Annotated in this window: 17 protein-coding genes; 3 read left to right on the top strand and 14 right to left on the bottom strand. The window is 42.0% G+C overall.

The features are described from left to right. Window positions 1-18 precede the first annotated feature (18 nt). Complete coding sequence (speB, locus tag FLL45_RS10720; RefSeq protein ID WP_142942009.1) at window positions 19-861, bottom strand: agmatinase; 843 nt, start codon at window positions 859-861, stop codon at window positions 19-21. 58 nt (window positions 862-919) lie between these two features. Then, window positions 920-1,999 (bottom strand): DNA alkylation repair protein, encoded by a 1,080-nt coding sequence (locus FLL45_RS10715; RefSeq protein ID WP_142942008.1) that lies wholly within the window; start codon window positions 1,997-1,999, stop codon window positions 920-922. Window positions 2,000-2,348: 349 nt separating this feature from the next. Between FLL45_RS10715 and FLL45_RS10710 the strand changes: the two genes are divergently transcribed. Genes FLL45_RS10710 through FLL45_RS10700 form a run of 3 tightly spaced genes read left to right on the top strand, consistent with a single transcriptional unit; the run spans window position 2,349 to window position 7,425 of the window. After that, complete coding sequence (locus FLL45_RS10710) at window positions 2,349-4,583, top strand: TonB-dependent receptor plug domain-containing protein (RefSeq protein ID WP_142942007.1); 2,235 nt, start codon at window positions 2,349-2,351, stop codon at window positions 4,581-4,583. 30 nt (window positions 4,584-4,613) lie between these two features. Then, on the top strand, window positions 4,614-5,234 hold the full coding sequence (locus FLL45_RS10705; protein WP_185964409.1) for a TOL_0243 family YfiR-like periplasmic protein: 621 nt from the start codon (window positions 4,614-4,616) through the stop codon (window positions 5,232-5,234). A gap of 13 nt (window positions 5,235-5,247) precedes the next feature. Next, window positions 5,248-7,425: a sensor histidine kinase, YfiR-like protein-associated gene (locus tag FLL45_RS10700; RefSeq protein ID WP_142942005.1), complete on the top strand. Its 2,178-nt coding sequence runs from the start codon at window positions 5,248-5,250 to the stop codon at window positions 7,423-7,425. Window positions 7,426-7,442: 17 nt separating this feature from the next. On the opposite strand, the gene FLL45_RS10695 is transcribed toward FLL45_RS10700, so the two are convergent. The 12 genes from FLL45_RS10695 to pdxJ form a co-directional block, all read right to left on the bottom strand. Next, on the bottom strand, window positions 7,443-8,894 hold the full coding sequence (locus FLL45_RS10695) for an aminotransferase class V-fold PLP-dependent enzyme (protein WP_142942004.1): 1,452 nt from the start codon (window positions 8,892-8,894) through the stop codon (window positions 7,443-7,445). Window positions 8,895-9,112: 218 nt separating this feature from the next. After that, window positions 9,113-10,489 (bottom strand): metalloprotease PmbA, encoded by a 1,377-nt coding sequence (gene pmbA / locus FLL45_RS10690; RefSeq protein WP_142942003.1) that lies wholly within the window; start codon window positions 10,487-10,489, stop codon window positions 9,113-9,115. 16 nt (window positions 10,490-10,505) lie between these two features. Continuing rightward, window positions 10,506-11,021, bottom strand: coding sequence for a ribosome biogenesis factor YjgA (gene yjgA, locus FLL45_RS10685; RefSeq protein WP_142942002.1), 516 nt, complete (start codon window positions 11,019-11,021; stop codon window positions 10,506-10,508). 31 nt (window positions 11,022-11,052) lie between these two features. Further along, entirely contained in the window at window positions 11,053-12,489 is a 1,437-nt protein-coding gene (gene tldD, locus FLL45_RS10680; protein WP_142942001.1) for a metalloprotease TldD, read from the bottom strand. A 112-nt stretch (window positions 12,490-12,601) separates the two neighbouring features. After that, window positions 12,602-13,423: a carbon-nitrogen hydrolase family protein gene (locus FLL45_RS10675; protein WP_142942000.1), complete on the bottom strand. Its 822-nt coding sequence runs from the start codon at window positions 13,421-13,423 to the stop codon at window positions 12,602-12,604. Between the two features lie 76 nt (window positions 13,424-13,499). Beyond that, a complete protein-coding gene (locus FLL45_RS10670; protein WP_142941999.1) occupies window positions 13,500-17,684 on the bottom strand; it encodes a YhdP family protein in 4,185 nt (1,394 codons plus the stop codon). Between the two features lie 37 nt (window positions 17,685-17,721). Beyond that, window positions 17,722-19,203, bottom strand: coding sequence for a ribonuclease G (gene rng, locus FLL45_RS10665; protein ID WP_142942262.1), 1,482 nt, complete (start codon window positions 19,201-19,203; stop codon window positions 17,722-17,724). Further along, complete coding sequence (locus FLL45_RS10660) at window positions 19,203-19,808, bottom strand: Maf family protein (protein ID WP_142941998.1); 606 nt, start codon at window positions 19,806-19,808, stop codon at window positions 19,203-19,205. The genes rng and FLL45_RS10660 overlap by 1 nt, the downstream gene beginning before the upstream one ends. A gap of 19 nt (window positions 19,809-19,827) precedes the next feature. Then, window positions 19,828-20,313 carry a rod shape-determining protein MreD gene (gene mreD / locus FLL45_RS10655; protein ID WP_142941997.1) on the bottom strand — a complete coding sequence of 162 codons (486 nt, stop codon included), beginning with the start codon at window positions 20,311-20,313 and terminating at the stop codon, window positions 19,828-19,830. Next, complete coding sequence (gene mreC / locus FLL45_RS10650) at window positions 20,310-21,152, bottom strand: rod shape-determining protein MreC (RefSeq protein WP_281282205.1); 843 nt, start codon at window positions 21,150-21,152, stop codon at window positions 20,310-20,312. The genes mreD and mreC overlap by 4 nt, the downstream gene beginning before the upstream one ends. A 128-nt stretch (window positions 21,153-21,280) precedes the next feature. Beyond that, window positions 21,281-21,667, bottom strand: coding sequence for a holo-ACP synthase (acpS, locus tag FLL45_RS10645; RefSeq protein WP_142941995.1), 387 nt, complete (start codon window positions 21,665-21,667; stop codon window positions 21,281-21,283). A 3-nt stretch (window positions 21,668-21,670) separates the two neighbouring features. Then, complete coding sequence (gene pdxJ, locus FLL45_RS10640; RefSeq protein ID WP_142941994.1) at window positions 21,671-22,414, bottom strand: pyridoxine 5'-phosphate synthase; 744 nt, start codon at window positions 22,412-22,414, stop codon at window positions 21,671-21,673. Between the last annotated feature and the right edge of the window lie 28 nt (window positions 22,415-22,442).

Here is a 22,442-nt window from a genome sequence, read left to right as displayed (position 1 = left end):
AATTTGACAGCCTTGATGCTAGGAATTTAACAGCATCGCGCCGGCTAATTCTTTCAGTATTTTAGCAGCAACCATAGCCGTCATCCCGTTGATATCTCGAGTTGGGTTAAATTCAACAATATCAGCTCCAATGATGGGTACATTTATCGACTGAATAATGGTGATAATATCTCTTACGTTCATTCCGCCCGGCTCAAAGTGGGAAACTCCTGGGGCAAAGGCTGGGTCTAGGGCATCGATATCAACAGAGATATAAAGCGGAGCCTCAAGATTGAGCGATAGACGACTAACATCAAAATCCTTCATCTGATGAACTTCAACATTATATTTATCAACTTGAAGTTGTTGAGTTTGATTGAGGGTACGAATCCCGACTTGAATCAAACGACTGGCTAATTTTGATTCCATTATCCGAGCAAAAGGACATGCATGAGAATAACGATTCCCCTCAAATTCTGGATAAATATCGAGATGAGCATCGAAATGCAAAATATTGACATTTTGGTATGAGTTAGCAATTGCTTTTAAGATCGGATAAGTGACCGCATGATCTCCCCCTAGGCTCAAGGGAAGGCCGCCTTGGGATAATACATTTTGGATCGGCTCGGCAATAGATAAATAGTCTGCTTCAGTTTCGCCGATATGAAAGTCGCCGATATCTTTAAAGCGAGCGTTATCTCGGATTGAGACGCCGAGCTCAGAACTTAAATTTGCCGCGCCACAATAGAGAGCTTCTCTTATTTTTGGAGGTGCTCCTGCTGGTCCACGCATAAATGAAGAGTTATGATCGCTACAGATTCCAAGAACAACGATGTCTCTTTGGTTAATATCTCTTAATTGATTAATCTGCGACTTTGCCATTCATTCAATCCACTCATTGTCTTAACAAATAGTCATTCCGCAGATAAGTTTAAGGAGATTAGCCTATCAATTCAAATTCTCTGCTGGTTAAATTATTGCCGTTGACCACAATGGATAAACGATGGGTTCCTGGGTAATAAGAGCGTGTTGTAACTGGTTTGAAGGAAAAACGCTTGCCAACAGACCGCTCGCGCTCCTGAAAGTCTCCCTCAGATATTTTAAATATTTTAGGTGACGTTTTACCATTTGCTTTAACGAAATCAATAATGAACTCTAAACGCAACTTCCCTAATCGCTTCTTAGTGGAACGCAATTCAAATTGGAAATTTAACTCACCACCAAATTCAATTTTTCTTGGCATCTTGAACCCCCTAATTTCAACATGTTTCGTATCAGCAAACCCAAATAGTTCGAGTACATTCAAGTTTCCTTTTTTTAATAGGCCACGACAAGCATGCTTAAGTGCCCAATCTACGTTCGACGATTTTCCTTTGAGTTGTTTAGCGACCTTAATCACTGTTTCGGGATTATCTTTAGAAATGTCATTTAAATTATTGGCAACGCTACGTCTTACATAGAGACTGTTGTCGTCGATAAGGCCCAAAATGATATCAAGAACAGGTTGTGGGTTTCGCTTAAATTCGGGTAAGGCTATTGCCCAAGGAAGCCTTGGTCGACAACCCTCAGATGCGAGGCGGCGAACATGTTCGTTATCTGAACTTGCACACAGCCGCATAAACTTCATCGTCTTTTCTGGGTGCGCTAAAATGAAAGGCCTCACTGCAAATTCTGCAGTTGAGTTTGTAGTAAAAAAAGCTAAAGCATCGAGAGACTGCTGCGGATACTGTAAACCAAATTGTTCAACAAAATCAGGAAACACCAAGTGCTCCAACCCCGAGAAGTCGGTCGACGCTACCTTCAATATAGCAACAGATTTCAAGTAATCCTCAGGCAGTGTTTTCCCTAAAGCGGTCGAAATGCATCGCATCCTTTGTTTAAGTTCTAAATTTTTCCAGGAGCGAGTCAGTACCGCTCGTTCAAATTCCTGAGTATTAAACGCGGTATACTCAGCGTTAATTGCTCGAGCGATTTTTTGAACGAGTTGTTTTGAATAAAGATTTTTCAGCGGTTCGGCCATACTCTAGATCCACGATTTATCAAAAATTCAATTATAACCATTCTAAATAGTCACTCCTGACAACGATCTGTCAGGATAATAGGATTTTTACGTCAAATACCACCTTAAATCAGAAATGCATTTCTTCAATCATTGTTAAAGAGAGTCGCTCGGCAACAACATACCCAGGCGAATCCTTACAGATTTAGCTAAACTTAAAATGGCGAATAAATGATATTTTATTGAATTATCGAAATAGGCATTTATTTTGTGAATTCGCGCACATTTCATCTCTAAATGAGTTAACATAACCCCCGGACAGGGACTGAACCACCAACTATAAGCGTCAACTAACAAAAAGAAAGTAATAATGAACACTCTCAATCGTAAATTGCTGATGACAACCTTTGCTTGTTTATACGGAACAATGCACACTCTCAGCTCAGCTGCGGTAGAAGGCAAGCATGATTATTTTGAGCTTAGCCTCGAGGAACTCGCAGGCATAAAAGTTGTAACCTCGTCAAAGCGCGAGCAAACGGTCGAAGACTCCTATGCAAATATCATGGTTATCACCAAGGAAATGATTGAACGCCGAGGCTATCGTAACGTTATAGAAGTACTTGAAGACTTACCAGGTTTCGATTTCGCGACCTATGAAGACGGCGGCGGAGAATATCCCGTCCATTTCCTCAATAGAGGTATTGGTGGTGATAATGGTAACACTCGTCTACTGATTATGGTTGATGGCTTGGTCCAAAATCATATTTCATTTAACTGGTCACAAGGATTAACCGACGAACAAATGTTGTTCGATGTTGAGCGAATTGAAGTTGTTCAGGGCCCGGGGTCCTCTCTCTACGGCGCGCAAGCGGTATCAGGCATCGTTCACATTATTACCAAGCAGAAGTTTAAGGGTAGTGATATCAAACTACTGCTCGGCGAAAATAATACTCGCTCATTAGAATACATGTATGGCAACACCATTGGCGAAATCAATTATCAAATAGCTTTGAAAACTTATTTAAGTGATGGAGATATGGGTAAAGGGCGTCCCGATCCAGCTGGTTACTTTACCGGCAATGTCCATCCTGATTTTCTCACGGCAAACTATGATGAAAACGGTGTCTATGGTGAAAATGTCCCAAATCCGATAGCGGGCCAACCTATTCCTGATGGTTTCAAAAACTCTAAAGATGATCAAACTTTGCGATTTAAAGTTTCCAAAGACGATCTTCGACTCGGCATTAATTACTGGAAAAAGAAGGATGGACTCGGTAGCTATGTGACTGGTTATGAGTATGACGCGACAGCAGATGACTTTATTACCCACCACAGTAGTTTCACTGTCTACATGAACAACAAGCTAGATATCGTAGCCGATGAAGTCCTATGGAAAACCAACCTTTGGTATCGTGTTGACAACCAAGAATCAGATACTGGGTTTCGTTATAACTATCGCTTCAATACCTTGAAGAAGTCTTATCACGGTTCCAGTAGCCAAATCGGATTCGAAAACCAAGTTGATTGGAAGTTGGGCGGCGACAAAACGCTTATTCTTGGCACGCGTTTGTTAGGTAATCGACAAACTGAGCAAGTTGTTTCTCTTGGTGCTATTCAAAATGGTAATGCTTCGACAACTAATTCATCTTGGGACATCGCGGTGACAGGCGTTGGACTTTTTCGCGAAAAAGTCAACGAAATATTTGATGAAAATGAGTTTGCTTTATATGGACTATTGGAAGGCAGTATCAACGAACAACTCAGTTACTCGATTGGCACTCGTTACAGTCGCGGTAGTGATTACGGCTGGACCAATAACCCGAGAGCCGGTTTAATCTATCGACCCAATGACGACTGGACCATCAAAACACTTTATGGTTCGGCATTTAGACAACCTTCGTTGTTCGAATTGAGAGACGAATTTCGTGGTTCATTGGAGCTCAAGCCGGAAGAAATCGAAACCTATGAAATTGAAGTAACTCGGAAATTTAAATCGATTGGAACCCTTAAAGGAAATATTTTCTATTCCAGTCTTGATGACGGTATTAGCCTGGTACCGGACTCCTCCCGAGCAGGCGGAGAAAGATATGCCAATGTGGACTCCTCTAAAGTCCGTGGACTATCACTGTTTGCTAATGTTCAACCGTTAGATAATCTATCCCTCTATGCAAATTATATTTTTCAAGAGGGGAATATGGACGGCGGTAGCTGGAAGGAATTACCTAACACCGCACAAAGTAAACTTAATATCGGAGCAAATTGGCAACCGCTAACACCAACTTTCAACGTTAACATGAGAGTTAACTACGTTGGTAAAAGAGAAACTCCCGAATCCAATACCTATTTTAATAGTAAGGCGCCCGGCTATACCAAAGTGGATCTGGTATTAACATGGGCAGAGTTGTTTGATAAGCCAGGTTTGTCGACGCAACTCACCGTCAACAATATTTTCGATGAGTCCTATTTCGGTGTTGGACGGCAATCGGGGTCGAGTGTGGCTGGCGAATATGATCCAGCGACCAACCCTGACCCAGCAGGCTTTATTCCAGCCTACCATCCTCAAGCGGGCCGCACGATTTATTGGAATATCACCTATCGAATGTAATGGACTAAACAAAAATTCGAGATGCATAGATTGTTGACTATAAACCGAAACAAAACTCGCCTAGCGAGTAACCAGCGTTTTTTGATCACGCTGTTAGGTCGGTTATGGGTTTTATCTTTCCTCTGGTTGGGCTCAACTATTTTACTATCTACTGAGAAAACATCAGCGGCTGAGTTAACTGTTGATGAGAGTGATCAGATGGAAATCAATCGGATCAAGTCAGCCTATCTTTACAATTTCTTAAAATACATTGATTTCCCAGAGTCAAATGAAGAGCAGCAATTGTCCGGATTCAAAGTTTGTGTTCTTGGTCAAGATCCTTTTGGGATTGCTTTAGATGGAGTTGCGGGACGCAGAGCTAAAGGTAAACCCGTTATTATTCAACGTTTGGAAAGTCTTGGCCAAGTCGATACCTGCCATATTTTATATATCAGTCAAAGTGAGGAAGCAAACCTTAGCAATATACTGAGGAAAACTGAATCAAAAGCAATCCTCACTGTGAGTGACATTCCGGACTTTGTCGTGAGAGGCGGCATGGTCGCTTTTGTTTCTCATCAGCAAATTCGACTCGAGATTAATCTCAACAATGTCCAGCGAAGCAATATTAAGATCAGCGCTTTGTTGTTAGAAATTGCAAAGTTAAGAGAATAATTGAGGAGATATCATGCTAAGTAATACCTCAATTAAAACCAAAATAACAAGCATTATTCTGTTGATTAGTACTGCAAGTATTTTGCTTGTGTTATCAATTTTTCTTTACATTAATCATCATGACGAACAGCAGTCAATGATTAATAATATCACCGTACTGGCAAAATTAATCGGTAACAGAAGTAGCGCGGCATTAACTTTTAATGATCAGGCGCTCGCAACCGATAACTTGTCTTCACTAGAAAGCCATCCATCTATCAACCTAGCTTGTTTATATGGGCCAAATGGTAAATTATTTGCAAAATATATTATTGCCGAATCGACCTCCAAAGCCTGTCCGCCATCTGTAGCACCTTCAAGTACAACCCAATTTTCTATCGATTCCAATCAGCTATTACTGGAAGACCCTATTTTTGTTGATGATGAATATCGAGGTAGTATTTATATCTGTACCAGTTTAGAGCAAGTCCAAGAAAACTTAACCAGATACTTATTGATTGCGCTGCTCCTTGCGATCGGCGTTGGTATTATGGCCTTACTATTTGCCTCTAGAATGCAAAATATTATTTCTAATCCGATCATTAATTTAACCAATCTAGCAAAAAAAGTAAGTGCACAACGAGACTATCATTATCGAGCGGATAAATTTGGGGAAGATGAAGTCGGAGAGCTTGTTGAATCATTTAACCACATGCTCACAACCATCGAGAAACAAAACGCTGAGTTGGTTGAAACGACTGAGAATGCAAACCAAGCTAATGCCATAAAGAGTCAGTTTTTAGCAAACATGAGCCACGAGCTTCGAACGCCAATAAACGGCGTTTTAGGGATGATTTCCCTATTACTGAGTACCAAGCAAACTCAAGAGCAAAAAGAATACACCAACCTAGCGAATCAAAGTGGCAACGTACTTCTGGATACCGTTAACCAAATTCTTGATCTAGCTTCGATTGAAAGTGTTGGCGTCTCACTGAAATCAGAAATTGTCGATATGCCTGCGTATATCGACGATATCGTCCAGTTATTTAGTTCACAACTGGCTATCAGAAATCTAGATCTCGTTACCTATATCGATCCACAAGTACCGAGACAACTCGAATTTGATCCTGTGCGAGTTAGACAAGTATTTATCAATTTAATCGCTAACGCCATCAAGTTCACTAAAGAAGGTGGGGTTAGCATTAATATTGAATACCAATCAGATGAGCTCAATGTTTATGTTGAAGACACCGGTATAGGTATTCCCGAAGAAGCTCATTCGAGAGTTTTTGAATCTTTTCAACAAGTCGATAACTCTTCGACTCGCCCATTTGGCGGAACAGGTCTGGGATTACCAATTTCAAGTCAAATCTGCCGTGCGATGGGCGGCGACTTGAAACTAAAAAGCTCGAGCCAAGCTGGTTCTATTTTTTGGTTTAATATTAAAACAAAAAAAATTGGCGAAGAAGTCATTCCTTCACGACTGATGGAGTACACTGGAAAAGTTTTAGTCCTAATAAAGCTTTCTCCTTTATCTAAATGGTTTGAAGATTATTTAAAGCGTTCAAATGTTTTTCATCAAATAGTCCACAACTTAGAAGGTTTCGACAAAGAGCTTAATACAGCAAACCTGTTAATTGTTGACGATAGCTTTGGCGAAAAGCCTCTTGAGAAAATAGTTGAAAGCAACAAAACACTCGATAGAATTATTTGGCTAACGAATGTCGGCGAGGACTCACCTAACAAATATCACTCGATAATTGAAACTAAATACAAACCGATAACAGTAAAATCGTTTTCGGAAAATATTGTTCGAGTGACTCGAGACAAACCGTTAAAAACCGATCAATCAAAAGGATACATTCTGCTTGTTGACGATAATGCGATTAATCGAAAAGCGATAAAGTCTCAGTTGCAAAATGCTGGCTACTTAGTTGACTCGGTCGACAACGGATTAAAAGCCATTCACGCGTGTAGAGAACAATCTTATGACTTGGTATTAATGGATGTTCAAATGCCTGAACTAGATGGTTTAGAGGCCACTCGTATAATAAAAAAAGAACTTCAGGACACAACCCCGCCAATAATCGGAATATCGGCTCACGTCTTAGAGGAACACGTTCAAAAAGCTCGTAATGCCGGTATGAACGATTATCTATGTAAGCCAATCTCAGAGTCCGACTTACTAAGCAAGGTCAAAGAATACCTTTGAACTTGCTTCGCAAGACATCACACCGGGGAAAATTCGTCTAATTGAATAGCAGTATTATCTTCTATTTTGGGAACATAATCACCGAGACCAGGTTCAAACCGATAATCTTTCTTCCACTCTTCAATATTTTCAATAACCGCTTTGATCGATGCTGCAATATATTTTACTTCCTGATCGGTCGAAGTCGGATGTAACGATATGCGAACCCAACCAGGTTTAAGTGACAAATCACCTTCATCAATTAAGTTGGTAATTGCACAAGAAGTATCTTGATCGACGCCCAACAAGATATGCCCGTATGTTCCAGCGCAGGAACAACCACCTCGAGTTTGGATCCCAAAGCGATCGCTCAACAATCGAACCATTAGATTGTAGTGAATATCAATAATATAAAAAGACACGACACTGAGACGTTGACGACAGCTATCATGCAGGATGTTGACTTGAGGAATTTTCTCCAACTCGTTGAATAACAATTCAACAATTTCTGACTCTCGAGCTTGAATCTTGTCAGTACCCATCGCTTCCTTTAATTCGATTGCGAGTGCTGTTCTTATCGCTTGCAGGAAACCCGGCGTACCACCATCTTCACGGACCTCAATATCCTCGAAAAATCGATGTTCTCCCCATGGATTAGTCCAAGTAACAGTACCGCCGCCAGGATGATCGGGGATCTTGTTTTTATAGAGCTCTTTGTTAAACACTAAAACGCCAGAACTGCCCGGACCACCAAGAAATTTATGAGGAGAAAACATCACTGCGTCTAATCGAGCCTCTGGCGTTTCTGGATGCATATCGATATCTACGTAGGGCGCAGAGGCTGCAAAATCTACAAAACAGAACCCGCCGTGACGATGCATAATTTTCGCGTACTCATAGTAATTCGTTTTAATACCCGTCACGTTACTGCAAGCGGTGAACGCGCCGATTTTCATTGGGCGATCACGATATTCTTCTAAAAGCTGTTCAAGCGCTGATTCATCTGGAAATCCCTGTTCATTTTCCGGTACTACAATCAAAGTGATCGCACATTCGTTCCAAGTAGTTTGGTTTGAGTGGTGTTCCATGTGAGTGACAAAAACGACTGGTTTCTCGCTTTCAGGAATAGAGAAACGATCAGCCCACTTCTCAGGGACCCGCAAACCGAGGATTCGCTGAAATTTATTGATTACCCCCGTCATTCCCGTTCCAGCACAGACTAAAACATCAGAATCATCGGCATTCACGTGTTGTTTAATTTTAACCTGAGCATCATGGTACAAACGAGTCATGGCGCTGCCAGTAAAGCTCGTTTCGGTGTGGGTATTCGAGACTAGCGGACCTACTCGATTGAGCATAAATTCTTCGATAGGCTGATACAAACGGCCGCTAGCAATCCAATCAGCGTAAATCACTTGATTGTCTCGGTAGATTAAATTTTGGCCGACGATTCCTTTCCTAAATTGACTAAAGTATTCTTGTAAACTCATGATTTTCCAGCACTTTATAGGCAGTCACTCGAATAGAGATCATCGGGTGATGCGCTAAAAACATCAAACTCGACTAGTTAAAATAACAGTACTGGACTTATCGCTTTCAGTTCAGGACATCTCAACCAGTCGGCTAAAACTTGGCTATATTAACATAAGCTAATATAAATTCCATTACCCTATTTTGACCGTCTCTAAATCGCTAGAATATGCCTAGATTAACTTCCTGCTATTGTCATTTCCTCGATCAACCAAGACCCTGTATAAATACTCGAGCGGTTGTCATAATCACTTCCTGTTGCGACTAATCCGGCAAACATATCCGCAAGGTTTCCAGCGATAGTAATCTCCTGCACAAAATGTTGAATTTCACCGTTTTCAACCCAAAAACCTGACGCACCTCTCGAGTAATCGCCATTGACAAGATTAACACCTTGTCCCATCACTTCGGTAACGATTAGACCGCGCTCCATTTGCTTAACGAGTGAGTCAAACGACCCAGCTGACGCGGTAACCTCTATATTGTGAAGCCCTCCGGCATGTCCAGTGGGTTTCATATTCAAACGCCGAGCAGCATATGATGTTAACAAGTAAGTTTGAAGTAACCCGTTTTCTACAATAAACTGTTCCTTAGTTGCAACCCCTTCATTGTCAAACCAAGTACTGGCAAACCCTTGTTTTTTAAAAGGTTTTTCATGCATCGAGACAAACTCTGGAAATATTTGGAGATTAAGTTTATCGAGTAAGAAGCTCGACTTGCGGTATATACTACTGCCTTGAATTGCATCACTTAGACTACCAATTAATCCACGCGCTATGTCTGGAGTCATCAGCACAGGGCACTTTCTGGTGGATATTTTATGCCCTCCTAATCTCGCAATGACCCGTTGTGCGGCTTTTTTTCCAACCACTTCAGGAGGTTCTAGTCGCGTAGCGTCTCTCGCTATGGTGTACCAGTAATCTCGTTGCATACCCGCTTCTTCTTCAGCGATCAACACGTTACTTAAGCTATAACGTGTCGAGGGAACACCTGCCGAGAAACCATGAGAATTTGCGTAAAACCGAATGTTTCGATGACTACTGAAGGTAGCTCCTTCACTTTGAGAAATTTCTGAAGAGGCGCTCATGCCGGCTTGCTCACATTCCAAAGCCAGCTCTTTGGCCTTATCCGCAGTGATCCCCATTGGTTTATCGAGTTCCAAGTCAACCGGCTTAGTCGCCATCAGCGACTCGTCGGCAAGCCCACTAGCTGGATCTGCTTGAGTATATTTTGCAATGTTGCAAGCAGCTTCTACCGTTTGGGTTAATGCAGCTTCAGATAGATCGCTTGTGGTTGCGGTACCTTTCTGCTGACCAAAATAAACAGTCAAGCCAAAACTGTTGTCACGATTATATTCCAACGTTTCAACATCCTGATTTCTCACCTGAACAGAAAGTCCAATATCCTTACCAACGCCAACATCCACTTCTGTAGCACCTAGAGACTTTGCTTTATCTATCAGTTGGTGACAAATCGATTCGAGCTGACTCAGCTCCTGAGCAACATCGATTTCATCGGCGGTATGTTGACGTGTTGTTATCTTGTTATCAGCCATAAGAAAAATCTTTTGATTAACTTGTTTTAGTTTCAATTAAATATTGATTAAGTTTTTGTTTAGCAGAGCTACGCTTTTTACCTTCAGGCGATTTACCTAAGTTTCTCACGAGCTGACGAAGCTTTTGCCGATCCAGCGTTGAGTTCTTCTGAAGTAATTCTTGTATTTTTTTATCGCCTTGAGCCAGTAACTCTTCAATTAGCTCATCATTGCTTGCAATACTTTTTTGCTTACGAAGGTTATTGAAGTCATCCTGCTCTAAAATTAATTTGACCGCATCAGCATCTTCACTTCTCAAACATTTCCCGATGAAAGCAAGATGACGCTTTTTCGCAATATTACCCGATTGCTTATGGTAGTCTCTTATCGCAAAAATGGTTGTTTCACTAAGAGGAAGTGACTCTAATTTTGTCAGAGAAAGCTCTGTCAACTCTTTTCCAAACGTTTGCAAAGCTTTTGCTTCATTTTTTAATTGAGTTTTACTGATAAAGTCATCATCTTGACTATCATCGGTTTTATTGTTTTCGTTCAAGACTTATCTACCTTTCAACTAGACTAACCTACTAATTGGTTCCACCAACGGTTAATTCATCTACTTTGAGTGTTGGCTGGCCGACACCAACGGGTACACTTTGGCCAGCCTTGCCGCAGACACCAACACCTTTATCTAAAGCCAAATCATTGCCGACCATACTCACTTTGGTTAAAACGTCCGGTCCATTGCCAATCAAAGTTGCACCTTTAACTGGAGCGGTAATCTTACCGTCTTCTATCAAATAGGCTTCGCTGGTCGAAAATACAAACTTTCCAGATGTTATATCAACTTGACCGCCACCAAAGTTCGGTGCATAAATACCCTTTTTTACACTCTTGATTATATCTTCAGGTTCGCTTTCACCGGCTAACATATAAGTATTCGTCATGCGAGGAAGTGGTAAACTTGAGTAAGATTCTCTTCGACCATTTCCAGTTGATTGCGCATCCATTAAACGCGCATTTTTCTTATCTTGCATGTATCCGGTCAAGATTCCATTTTCAATCAAGGTCGTTGATTGTGATGGTGTTCCTTCATCATCAATAGTCAACGACCCTCTTCTGCCTTCAATCGTGCCATCATCAACAATAGTACACAATGTCGACGCAACTCGTTGACCAACTCGTCCAGAGAAAGCGGAAGAACCTTTTCGATTAAAATCTCCCTCGAGACCATGGCCGATGGCCTCATGGAGAAGTACACCAGGCCAGCCTGCACCTAACACAACCGGCATTATACCCGCAGGGGCCTCAATCGCTTCAAGATTAACACTCGCTTGATGCACTGCTTCTTTAGCAAGTTGCTGAAGCAAATCGTCTGTCAATAATTCATAACTATAGCGCCCACCGGCGCCAGAACTACCTCGCTCAGTTTTGCCATTAGTCTGCATAATCACCGTAACACTCGCTCTGATCAAAGGGCGAATATCTGCTGCCAGAGTACCATCAGTCGCGCAAATTAAAACTTTTTCGAAAACGCCAGAAATTGAAGCGATTACTTCGGTGACTCGAGTATCAATTTGACGAGCGTATTGGTCGAGCTTTTGTAATAGCTCTAACTTTTCTTTCTCCGTGAAACTCTTTAACGGGTCTGACTCTTGATATAGCCGCGGCGGACGTTCTGCAGCAGTAAGTGACACGCTACCACCATGCCCTTTCAAGGCAATACTCTTTGAAGCTGTCGCGGCTTGCTCTAAAGCAGGTAAAATAATTTCTTCTGAATAGGCAAACCCAGTTTTCTCACCAGACAAAGCCCGAACGCCAACTCCTTTGTCATTACTAAAGCTGGCATCTTTAACGATACCTGATTCTAAAACCCAAGACTCATAACTAGTACTTTGAAAGAATAGCTCGGCAAAATCAATATCATGAGAAAGCATAGACTCTAACGTAGTCGTCAGATCGCTTTGCCCTATTGCCCCTGGTGATAAAAACTCACTCTCAACGGTCTTTAAAACTTGATCCATATTAATTAATCTCGCTTTGCTTCAAAATTTTCTTTCATTCAACCTAAAATTCTAAAAGCTGTTTACAGCCAACAAGCTTCGTACAACGGTATCCACGTCGTACTTAGCTTTATTATAGCCTTGTGTGGGTTAAGACGGGAAACTCATTGCGAACTTTTTCAAGTTCATCCAAGTTTAATTGATATTCAATTACACCTTGCCCTTGACTCATTTCTGATAACGTTTCGCCCCATGGCGATACAACACAGGTGTGTCCCCAAGTCTTTCGTCCATTTTGATGATTCCCGGCCTGAGCAGAAGCAAGCATATAAGTCTGATTCTCAATGGCGCGCGCCTTTAACAAAATCTCCCAATGAGCTTTTCCCGTTGTCGCAGTGAAAGCAGCCGGAAGAACAAACGTATTACACCCCGAGTATGTTAGTTGCCTAAAAAGCTCTGGGAATCGTAAGTCATAGCAGACAGCGAGCCCAATATGAAAAGCCCCAATTTTAAATGATTTAATACTAGCGCCTGGTGAAGCATACTTCGACTCTTTATAAGTCTTAGTGTTGTCATCAACAGCGACATCAAACAAATGAATTTTATCGTACCAAGTTTCAACCTCACCTGTGGGGCGATAAACATAACACCGACTGAAAGGCTTATTGATTACGCCACTATCAATCGCGTGCGTTCCACCAACAATCCATAGCTTGTTTTTTTTGGTTTGCTCGTGGAGAAAATCTTGAAACGGTCCACTTCCATGAGGTTCGATGTAGGCAAGTTTGTCCTTTTCATTTTTGCCCATCAACGCAAAAAATTCCGGTAATACGATTAATTGAGCATCTCGATCTTTTGCTTGTGCAATTAAGCGCGCAGCGACTTCCAAATTCTCTTGAAAATCGATACCCGAAACCATTTGTACACAAGCTACTTTGAGTCGTTTATTTTCCATAATTTCATATCGATTGTTCAGTATTCGCTAAAGTATCACTAGCGTGAAATTTTCCACTCGAACCAGCGCTGCAGTGTTATCTTTTATTCTCAATATCTTTTGCCCGCTCAGTTTCATCCGAGAAAGACTTATCTTGCTGCGCATCTTGCTCAAGCATTTGATCTAAATTATTTTCCTCCGGTAGATTCTCCGGGGTATCATATTTAACTTTGGACTGAGATTTTTTGACTTCATCGACAGTCATATTATCTAACGCGCCATGAATACGGTACTCGATTTGGGTAACGACTTCGATAGCTGGCTCAAATATTTTGTTTAACAAAAAGACTAAGATCCCAGTAGTCGGCTCTACAGCCCAACCGACTAAGACAGGCAAACTGGAAGTGAGTTGAGGTAAAACTAATGCATTCTGTTCGATAGTTTTATCTTTTAAATTAATATCGCCAATCATTGTCACTTTTGCGGCATTTCCTTCGACAAAAATATTATGCGACGACAACACCTGATCCGCTAAGGATACTTGTCCTCTTATGCGATCGTAAAAGAAACCTTTTTTATATACATCGCTAAAATCCAATTGCAACCTTCTAGATAAGGTTTGCAAACTAAACAGAGAAAATAGCCGAGCTTTCGCGTCACTAACCTCACTCAGATAACCTTTACCTAATGTAAAATTCGCTTTGCCATCAGCTTCCAATAAATCAAAGTCCCACGGAGTATCAGGCCAGCTCATATTGCCATTAATGTAGCCCCGACTTTCTTTTACGCCACTTTCATAATTCAACCTCGCTAGCAACAGGCCGATATTTTCACTCGCCAATTCAAAATCGATTTGACTCAAATTATTCCAGCTCGCAATATTCTTAGAATTTACTTCTTCGTTAGTCAACTTATCTTGAGTCCACCCTAAACGAAATCGTAAAGTATGGCTCTTTGACTTAGCGATATTTCCAAACAGGTCAAGCTGACCATTTTCTTGTACTAAGCTTAACTTTGCAGTCCCTAAGTCGAACTGTTGAATTTTGCACTGATTACAATCGATGTTGATCGACGGCCAATTAGAAACTATATCAATTTTGCTGACACCTTGATTGTTCGTGGTGATGATATCTGGCTTTTCAGCTAACCCTTGCTGTTGATTGGCTTCTTGATTTATTACCTCGTCATCATTGACATTCGAAACCACTTGATGGGCTTCGCTTGATTCACTATTTGAAAATTTTTGTCTAAAGCTTTCGGTAAAATTGACATCCAAACCAGCAATTTTCGCTTCCCAAGGCGCGTTATCTTTTAAAGTGAGATCAATCTGCCCGATGGGGCCTGATGCACGAATCAACCAGTTTTCGTTTGATTTTTTCGACAGATCTAATTGCAAGTCTTTAATATCGAATAACTCGTTATTTAATTGCTCAACATGGATTGCGATTGATGTCTCAGGAAAATAGGACTCTCGTTGTTCGGCGGTTGCTACCTCAGAAGACTCAGCTTGATCGATAATTTTATCGATGATGGGCAACCACTCTTCTAGTGACTCGCCACCGAGATTAACTTCTGCAGTGTACTGACTGAGTGACTTCTCTGGTAATGTTTGCTCACTGGCCAACAAAAAGCGACCACCGATGTGCTGATAATTTCCATTTTCTTGACTCCACCACCAACGACCATCAAAATCCCGCCAATCAATGGTGACATTGGAAATTTCGTCTAATCGTACGTTAACTGTTATCGGGGTAGTATCGTCTGCGGCTTTTGCCAAAGAACCGGGTAAGCTTAATCGCATACCTTCCAGGTCTGATTGAAATTCAAGCAGTACCGCTGAGCTGTCTTGAGTAGGTGCAATATCGACTTTCGCTTTTATCAGACTTTTACCCTCAGCAAGTGTCGACCATTTTTCTCCAACTAAATCGGCAATCGCTGCCGGGCCTACAAATCCAGAGGCTTCGATAGTTAACTCGGCATCTGATGTTCTTTTTCCGCCAGTTAAAGTCGCCGTAATGGGTTCAGAAAAATATTTCGACTCAATCTGGCTGGTTTTAATACCGTTTTCGTCAAAATGCAATTCACCGTTAAGTTCGTTAAACTTAAATCCACCAACAGCAACAATCGCTTTATTTTTCTCAGGTATCACGCTACCAGATAGTTTTAGGTTGGAACTATCGTCCAGGCCGAGCGTTAACTGGAGCTTAGTTTGTGCGTTCCCTTGATAGTCCAGAACTGAAATTGACTGCGCAATATTTGACAAAGGCGAACGACGTAAAAACTCATACCCACCGTTATCTCTTGCATTAGCATCGATGGTTAATTCAAAGGGTGTGTTAGGAGCGGAAAAATCCTTGATAACGGCGCGAGCGAAATTAACATCAACCAATCCAGACTGGCCACCCAGCGCTTGCAAATCCATGCCGTTGCCCTCAAACGACAACCTTGCTTTTAATTTATTTACCTGAGGCCAATCAGGTAAAAACTTAAATTCGGTATCCTTTACGAAACCTAAAACTGAGAATATGCCATCTTGGTTTTCAAAAGGAAAAGCATCAAGGGGTCCGCGGACAACTGATTTAGCTAAATCTAGGCGACCATTTTTTACACTTTCATCTAAGAATTTAACCAAATTTTCTGACATAACTCCGGATGGAAGATAAGTCGACTTTGTTGACAGGTCAACATCTTTTACTTCGGCAAATAAACTAAAAGTCGGCTTTTCGTCATGATAAAAAAATCGCGATTTAGCGGCTATATTAAGATCATTATTGACGAGAAAAGCATCATTAATTTGCAAATCTAATTTGCCTTGGTTATCAGTGTACCAATTAATATCAAGTGCAACCGACTCAAAAGTTAATCGGTCCCTGAATAGTCCGTTTAAATCGATTTCTGTGTCGGTTGCGCTAATGTTAAGCGCACCAATCCCTTGCGAAAACGAAATATCACCTGAAAGATTGGTTATCTTTGGCAAGTCAAAAAGATTGTCATAAGACAACTTATCGAATTGGGTAAAAAACTCAGGTGCTGACCAGTTACCGGATTTTCTTAAGAAACGAGCCCCTAAACTGGATAAATTAATATTAAGATTTGCATCAACTAAGGAGTTATCCGTCTGTGTCTGTCCAATCAATGGCAAAGCAAAATAATCGAGCAGCGGCGCAATTTCAAAATCGTGACTGATAAATTCCCATTGAATATCTTGCGCCTCCAGTTGGTTAAATAGCAAGTATACATTTGAGAAATTGATTGATTTCTGTTGATTAGCTTCCAAAGTCGCATTGTGAAACATTAATTCGCCGGTTGAAGGCGTATTATATTTCCAGCTGAAATTCAGCGAAAATTTGTCGAACTCTGTATTGATAAGATTTGCGGATTTTTCTTGTTCCCCTACACTCCACTTTATCTCAGCAACTTGGACATCGCCTACCGCAGACTTCCAACGCCCTTCGCGCCAATCGCTCCAAACTCGCCAATTGAACTTTCCTGATGCAGGTCGCAGTTCGGGGTGTTTTTCATAAATTGGAAGCTCTGTTAAATCTAAATTTTCGCCTTGTAAAAACAAATTGGTATAGCTGTCATCGTCTGCTGGATCACCAACCATTTCGGCGACGAGTTTGATACTCCCGCCATACTCATCGTCGAGCTGCCCTTTGAACTGGTGAACTTCGTCAAAATTTTCGATATCTAGCTGAGCTATCTGATAGTTAAAAGACTTACCTGTTAAAGTCTCCACACTAATAAAGGAGTCGAGGACAACCAGCTTTTTCTGTGAAAAAATATTTTTTAATATCACTTGGCTGGTTTCATCGACATCGGGAATCGCTTCAGTTTGTTGGTCGTCTTCTAAAGTATCGAGACGTACCGCTAACTGTCTGTCTAATAGGACGTTAACCCGTAGACCGATCAAGCTGATATTTTCAGTAACTAGCCTACCTGCTAATACTGAACCAAGCGCATCAACATCAATTTCTAGCGAATCAACTTCAAGCAAATCAAGTTGACCATCATCCGATTTAATTTCAAACTTATTTAAAGATAAAACAGGACCGTTAGCGCCCCACTCTGCAGAGATATCAGCGATATCCACTTCGACTTGGTATTGGTTTTCAATCCATTGTTCGATATCCGTCTTATATACATCAATTTTGGGCAGCGCGAGTCTTAACAAAGTAAAAACTAACGCCACTAGGATGACCAAAGTAGCAAAAAGCAACCACAGTTTATTCACCATAAAAATGCAGGCTCTGGTAATCGGATTGCTCAGTTTAGTTTCCACAAATTGTCTCAAAAGCGTTTTATGTTAGCGGTATAAATTAAAGCAAAACGACGTCGAACTGCTCTTGATTGTATAGTCTTTCGGCTTGGAACCTAATCGGCTTGCCTATCATCGATTCAAGCTCGGCTAAATGCGAAGCTTCTTCGTCAAGCATACGGTCAACAACTTCCTGTGTCGCTAATACCAAATACTTTTGCGCCTCATAAGCTCGCGCCGAACGATACAATTCCCGAAAAATTTCATAGCAAATTGTTTGCGCTGTTTTGATACTTCCTCGACTATCACAAGTTGGGCAAGGCTCGCACAAGACATGCTCCAAACTCTCTCGATTTCGCTTGCGAGTCATTTGCACAAGGCCTAATGAAGACACTTCCGAGATATGTGTTTTGGCATTATCTCTTTCCAGCGCTTTCTCAAGCGTCCTCAACACTTGACGTTTATGTTCTTCTTCCTTCATGTCGATAAAATCGATAATCACAATGCCACCAAGGTTTCGCAGCCTCAATTGGCGCGCTAAAGCAGAAGCCGCTTCTAAGTTGGTTTTAAAAATCGTGTCTTCTAAATTTCGATAACCAACGAACGCTCCGGTATTCACGTCGATAGTTACCATGGCTTCGGTTTGCTCAATAATCAAATATCCACCTGACTTGAGTTGAACCTTCCTGTGCAGCGCCTTTTCAATTTCGTCTTCGACATTAAAAACGTCAAAAAGCGGTCTCTCACCGCTATAAAGCTCAACTTTAGATTTCAACGTCGGAATAAACTCTTCAACAAATGATAACAAACGAGCATGAACCGCATCTGAATCAATTCGAATCGTTTCTAAACCGCTTGGTGCTAAATCTCTCAGTAAGCGTATCGTTAGATCGAGATCTTCATGGACAAGACAAGGGGCTTTTGCTTTACGTATTTTGGCTCTAATGGTTTGCCAAAGACGGCCTAAAAAATCAGCATCTCTCTGCAGTTCTTCAGCACTAGCACCCTCTGCAGCAGTTCGAATAATATACCCTGGATTTTCTTCCGCACTGACCGAATCAGTCGCTTCGCTTAATATGTCTTTTAAACGTTGTCGTTCATCTTCATCTTCGATTCGTTGGGAAACGCCGATATGATGATTGTCAGGCATCATTACCAGTAATCGGCTTGGGATAGTCAGATGGGTCGTAAGACGCGCTCCCTTAGTACCAATTTCATCTTTGATTACTTGGACGGTGATAGTTTGGCCATCATGCAAAAGCTCATTAATATCAGGCGTCGTAATCTTTTCATCTTCGATCATCTCGGTTTCCGAGATAGGCAAGATTTCCGCGGCGTGCAAAAAAGCTGAACGTTCTCGCCCTATATTGATAAATGCCGCTTGCATACCGGGTAATACTCGAATGACTTTACCGCGATAGATATTACCCACTAAGCCACGGCTAGACGCTCTTTCGATGTACATTTCTTGCAGCATACCGTTTTCAACAACCGCTGCTCGACATTCCTGGGGTGTAACGTTGACCAGAATTTCCTCTTTCATCATTTCCCCTTAAGATGTTTGTCTAATAACAAACAGGTTTCATACAAAGGTAAGCCTACCACACCGGTATAACTGCCGTTTATTGATTTCACGAATTGCGCACCAAGTCCCTGAATCGCATAGCCGCCAGCTTTGTCAACACCTTCTCCAGTATCGACATAATCATCGATTAAACTTTGGTTCAACTGGCAAAATTGTACCTCGGTGATGCTGGTTTCGCTGGAGAAGCTTTTTTTATCTTTCACCGCCACACTAGTTATCACTTCATGTGTTGTGTTAGACAACTTTTTGAGCATTTGTTTCGCATCTGATGGGCTTACCGGTTTACCCAAAATAGCCGTCCCCAGGACAACACTGGTGTCGGCGGTCAGCACTAGGGCGTCATCCGCTTGGACGGAAAGATCAGCCTCAAGTTGCTGCCAGGCAGATAGCGCCTTTTCTTTCGCCATTCGTTTTACATATTCAAGCGGCAACTCATTGGCTTTGACTGATTCATCGATTTCAGAACGAAACAACTTAAATTTTACGCCGACTTGCGCCAATAACTCTTGGCGCCGCGGCGATTGTGAGGCGAGAAATATTGTTTTCGGAAACCTTGAATGCATCGTCTACTCACTAACAGAACTAACAAAAGCGACGTCGAACATCACGCAAAATAATAAAAACCCAAGGCCAAAAGATTGCAACCGCGACAAGAGGAAACCAATAACTAATCCCTGTGCTCACCGGCTCGACGAGTCCCGATAAGATAACGACCAATAACCGGTGAATTCCGACAATGACGGCAACATTAATGGCCTGTTTCCAGCGTGGAAAAAGGCGTAGCCGGTGATATAGCATTTGAATTAAGAACGCCACAACCGCCAAGGACAGGGCGTTAATGCCAAGCAGCGAGCCTTCTAACACATCGACAAATAGGCCCAATAAAAATCCACTGAAAACGCCGACTCGGTTGGGTAGTGCCATAACCCAATAGACCAAAACCATCGCCACCCAATCTGGTTTGAACAACGTGACTAAGTCTGGGAACGGAATCGTATTCATAAGCATTGCAACAAATAAGGATACAACGATTGCAACAGTTCCCTTACTTTCCGCTTGGCCCTTCATTGTGACAACTCCGATTGTTCAGTGCCTTGCGAATCAGACCAAATTAAGAGAACCAACGAACTTTGATCCAATTTCGCTAAAGGCGCTGCGACAATTTTAGCGAACGCGGCCCCCGGGCTGTTTTGTACTGACGTGACCTGTGCCACCGGATAACCATCAGGAAATCTTTGTCCCAATCCTGAACTCATCAGCAAGTCACCAACTTTAATATCTGTCGTATCCGGAACAAACTGAAGTTCGACTCGATTGATTTGACCGGTTCCCACCAACGTCGACCTAACACCGTTTCTATTGACTTTGACGGGAATCGCGTGACTCACATCGGTAATCATCAATACTCGCGAAGTCATTGCGGCAACTTCAACCACTTGACCGACAATACCATACGCGTCAATGACTGTTTGTCCGACATAAACATCATGCATCGAACCTTTATTCAGTAAAAACCGCATACTAAACGGGTCACTGTCTATTCGAATAATTTCAGCAACCATTTTCCGCTGTACGCTTTTACTCTCTGTACCCAATAGGTTTCTGAGTCGAGCATTTTCAGCTTGTAAACCAACTAACGTCTGCAATTGAGACTTCAACACCACTGCTTCATCCTTTAAGCGCGCATTTTCTTGTCTTAGTTGGCTTCTTGAAACCAGGTTTTCACCGCCCCACGCAAAAAATTCTCCTGGGATATCAGCAAGATAGACAATAGGCGTGACAAATGCTGCGAGCGCTGCGCGAACCCCTTTCAAGTGTTGTTGGTGATGATCAACAAACATCAGCGCGCAAGAGACCAGCACGACGATAAAGAGACGCGTTGAGTGTGACGTTCCTTGAGAAAACAGCGTTTTGATTGGCTAAGCCTTATTGTGGATAACTAGTTGAATTTAATAGATTTTGTTATTGTAGCCCAGTGTGTCTAAAATGTTCAATCACAAAATGAGATTGTCAATTTTTATTCCTCTATTAGCCACTAAACGCGCCTCTCTATGACGACTTGGGCGATAGCCGTTTCTTTCTCATCGCTAATGCTCAAATGAACAACCATATCGCCTAGTTCATTGAGCTTTTCTGCTGCTTTGCCATGTAAGCGGATATGAGGCTTACCTGCTTGGTCACTGTAAACCTCAATATCGGGCAAAATTAACCCATCCGCGATTCCGGTCCCCATCGCTTTAGCAAAAGCTTCTTTCGCGGCAAACCGCTTGGCAAGATATCTCGCCTTAAACTTCTGCTTGGCCATGATTTCAAGCTCATTTGAATTGAGAACCTTTCGCGCAAACCGTTCGCCATGTCGCTCCAACGATTCCTCGATGCGCTCGATTTCACAAAGGTCGATCCCAATCCCAAAAATACTCATGGTCTAGCTTATACCTCGAGCGTTGAGCATAAGCGATTTCATATCGGAAACTGCCTTAGCAAGGCCGCTGAAAACAGACTGGGCGATGATCGCGTGGCCGATATTTAGCTCGTAGATATCCGGAATCGCAGCGATAGCTGATACATTATGGTAGTGAAGTCCATGTCCAGCATTGACCATTAGTCCGCAATCTTTGGCTAATCGAACGCCGTCACAAATCAGCTGAAGTTGCTCTTTTTCAACTTGAGTATTTTCAGCATCAGCATAATGCCCAGTATGAATCTCGATAAAGGGTGCACCCGCTTTTTGGGCAGCCTCAATCTGTCTTGGTTCAGCATCGATGAATAAAGAAACTTTTATTCCTTGTTCACCTAGCTCGTTACAAGCCGCTTTAATTTTTTCAAAATTCCCGCATACATCTAAACCACCTTCAGTCGTCACTTCTTTCCTTTTTTCAGGCACTAAGCAAACATATTCGGGCTGTGTCGCTTTCGCGATTTGGAGCATTTCATCGGTCACCGCCATCTCAAGATTTAATCGAGAGTTAATACACTCTTTGATTAGCTCGACGTCTCTATCTTGAATGTGACGCCGGTCCTCTCGCAAATGAATCGTAATTCCGTCAGCCCCTGCCTGCTCTGCCACTAACGCAGCTTGAAGTACTTGAGGATAGTTGACGCCTCGAGCTTGTCGAATAGTCGCTACATGATCGACGTTTACGCCTAGATAGATTGGATTGTTACTCATCGAATTATCTCTGAATAGAAAAATAGCG

This window comes from Aliikangiella marina, assembly GCF_007004765.1.
GTDB lineage: Bacteria > Pseudomonadota > Gammaproteobacteria > Enterobacterales > Kangiellaceae > Aliikangiella > Aliikangiella marina.
The sequence above is the reverse complement of the archived record's forward strand: the minus strand, read 5'-3'. Positions and strand labels throughout refer to the sequence as shown.

Bases quoted from the DNA above. Each gene is read 5' to 3' on its own strand.
- speB (WP_142942009.1), bottom strand. From the start codon at position 861: ATGGCAAAGTCGCAGATTAATCAATTAAGAGATATTAACCAAAGAGAC.
- FLL45_RS10715 (WP_142942008.1), bottom strand. From the start codon at position 1,999: ATGGCCGAACCGCTGAAAAATCTTTATTCAAAACAACTCGTTCAAAAA.
- FLL45_RS10710 (WP_142942007.1), top strand. From the start codon at position 2,349: ATGAACACTCTCAATCGTAAATTGCTGATGACAACCTTTGCTTGTTTA.
- FLL45_RS10700 (WP_142942005.1), top strand. From the start codon at position 5,248: ATGCTAAGTAATACCTCAATTAAAACCAAAATAACAAGCATTATTCTG.
- FLL45_RS10695 (WP_142942004.1), bottom strand. From the start codon at position 8,894: ATGAGTTTACAAGAATACTTTAGTCAATTTAGGAAAGGAATCGTCGGC.
- pmbA (WP_142942003.1), bottom strand. From the start codon at position 10,489: ATGGCTGATAACAAGATAACAACACGTCAACATACCGCCGATGAAATC.
- tldD (WP_142942001.1), bottom strand. From the start codon at position 12,489: ATGGATCAAGTTTTAAAGACCGTTGAGAGTGAGTTTTTATCACCAGGG.
- FLL45_RS10675 (WP_142942000.1), bottom strand. From the start codon at position 13,423: ATGGAAAATAAACGACTCAAAGTAGCTTGTGTACAAATGGTTTCGGGT.
- rng (WP_142942262.1), bottom strand. From the start codon at position 19,203: ATGAAAGAGGAAATTCTGGTCAACGTTACACCCCAGGAATGTCGAGCA.
- FLL45_RS10660 (WP_142941998.1), bottom strand. From the start codon at position 19,808: ATGCATTCAAGGTTTCCGAAAACAATATTTCTCGCCTCACAATCGCCG.
- mreD (WP_142941997.1), bottom strand. From the start codon at position 20,313: ATGAAGGGCCAAGCGGAAAGTAAGGGAACTGTTGCAATCGTTGTATCC.
- acpS (WP_142941995.1), bottom strand. From the start codon at position 21,667: ATGAGTATTTTTGGGATTGGGATCGACCTTTGTGAAATCGAGCGCATC.
- pdxJ (WP_142941994.1), bottom strand. From the start codon at position 22,414: ATGAGTAACAATCCAATCTATCTAGGCGTAAACGTCGATCATGTAGCG.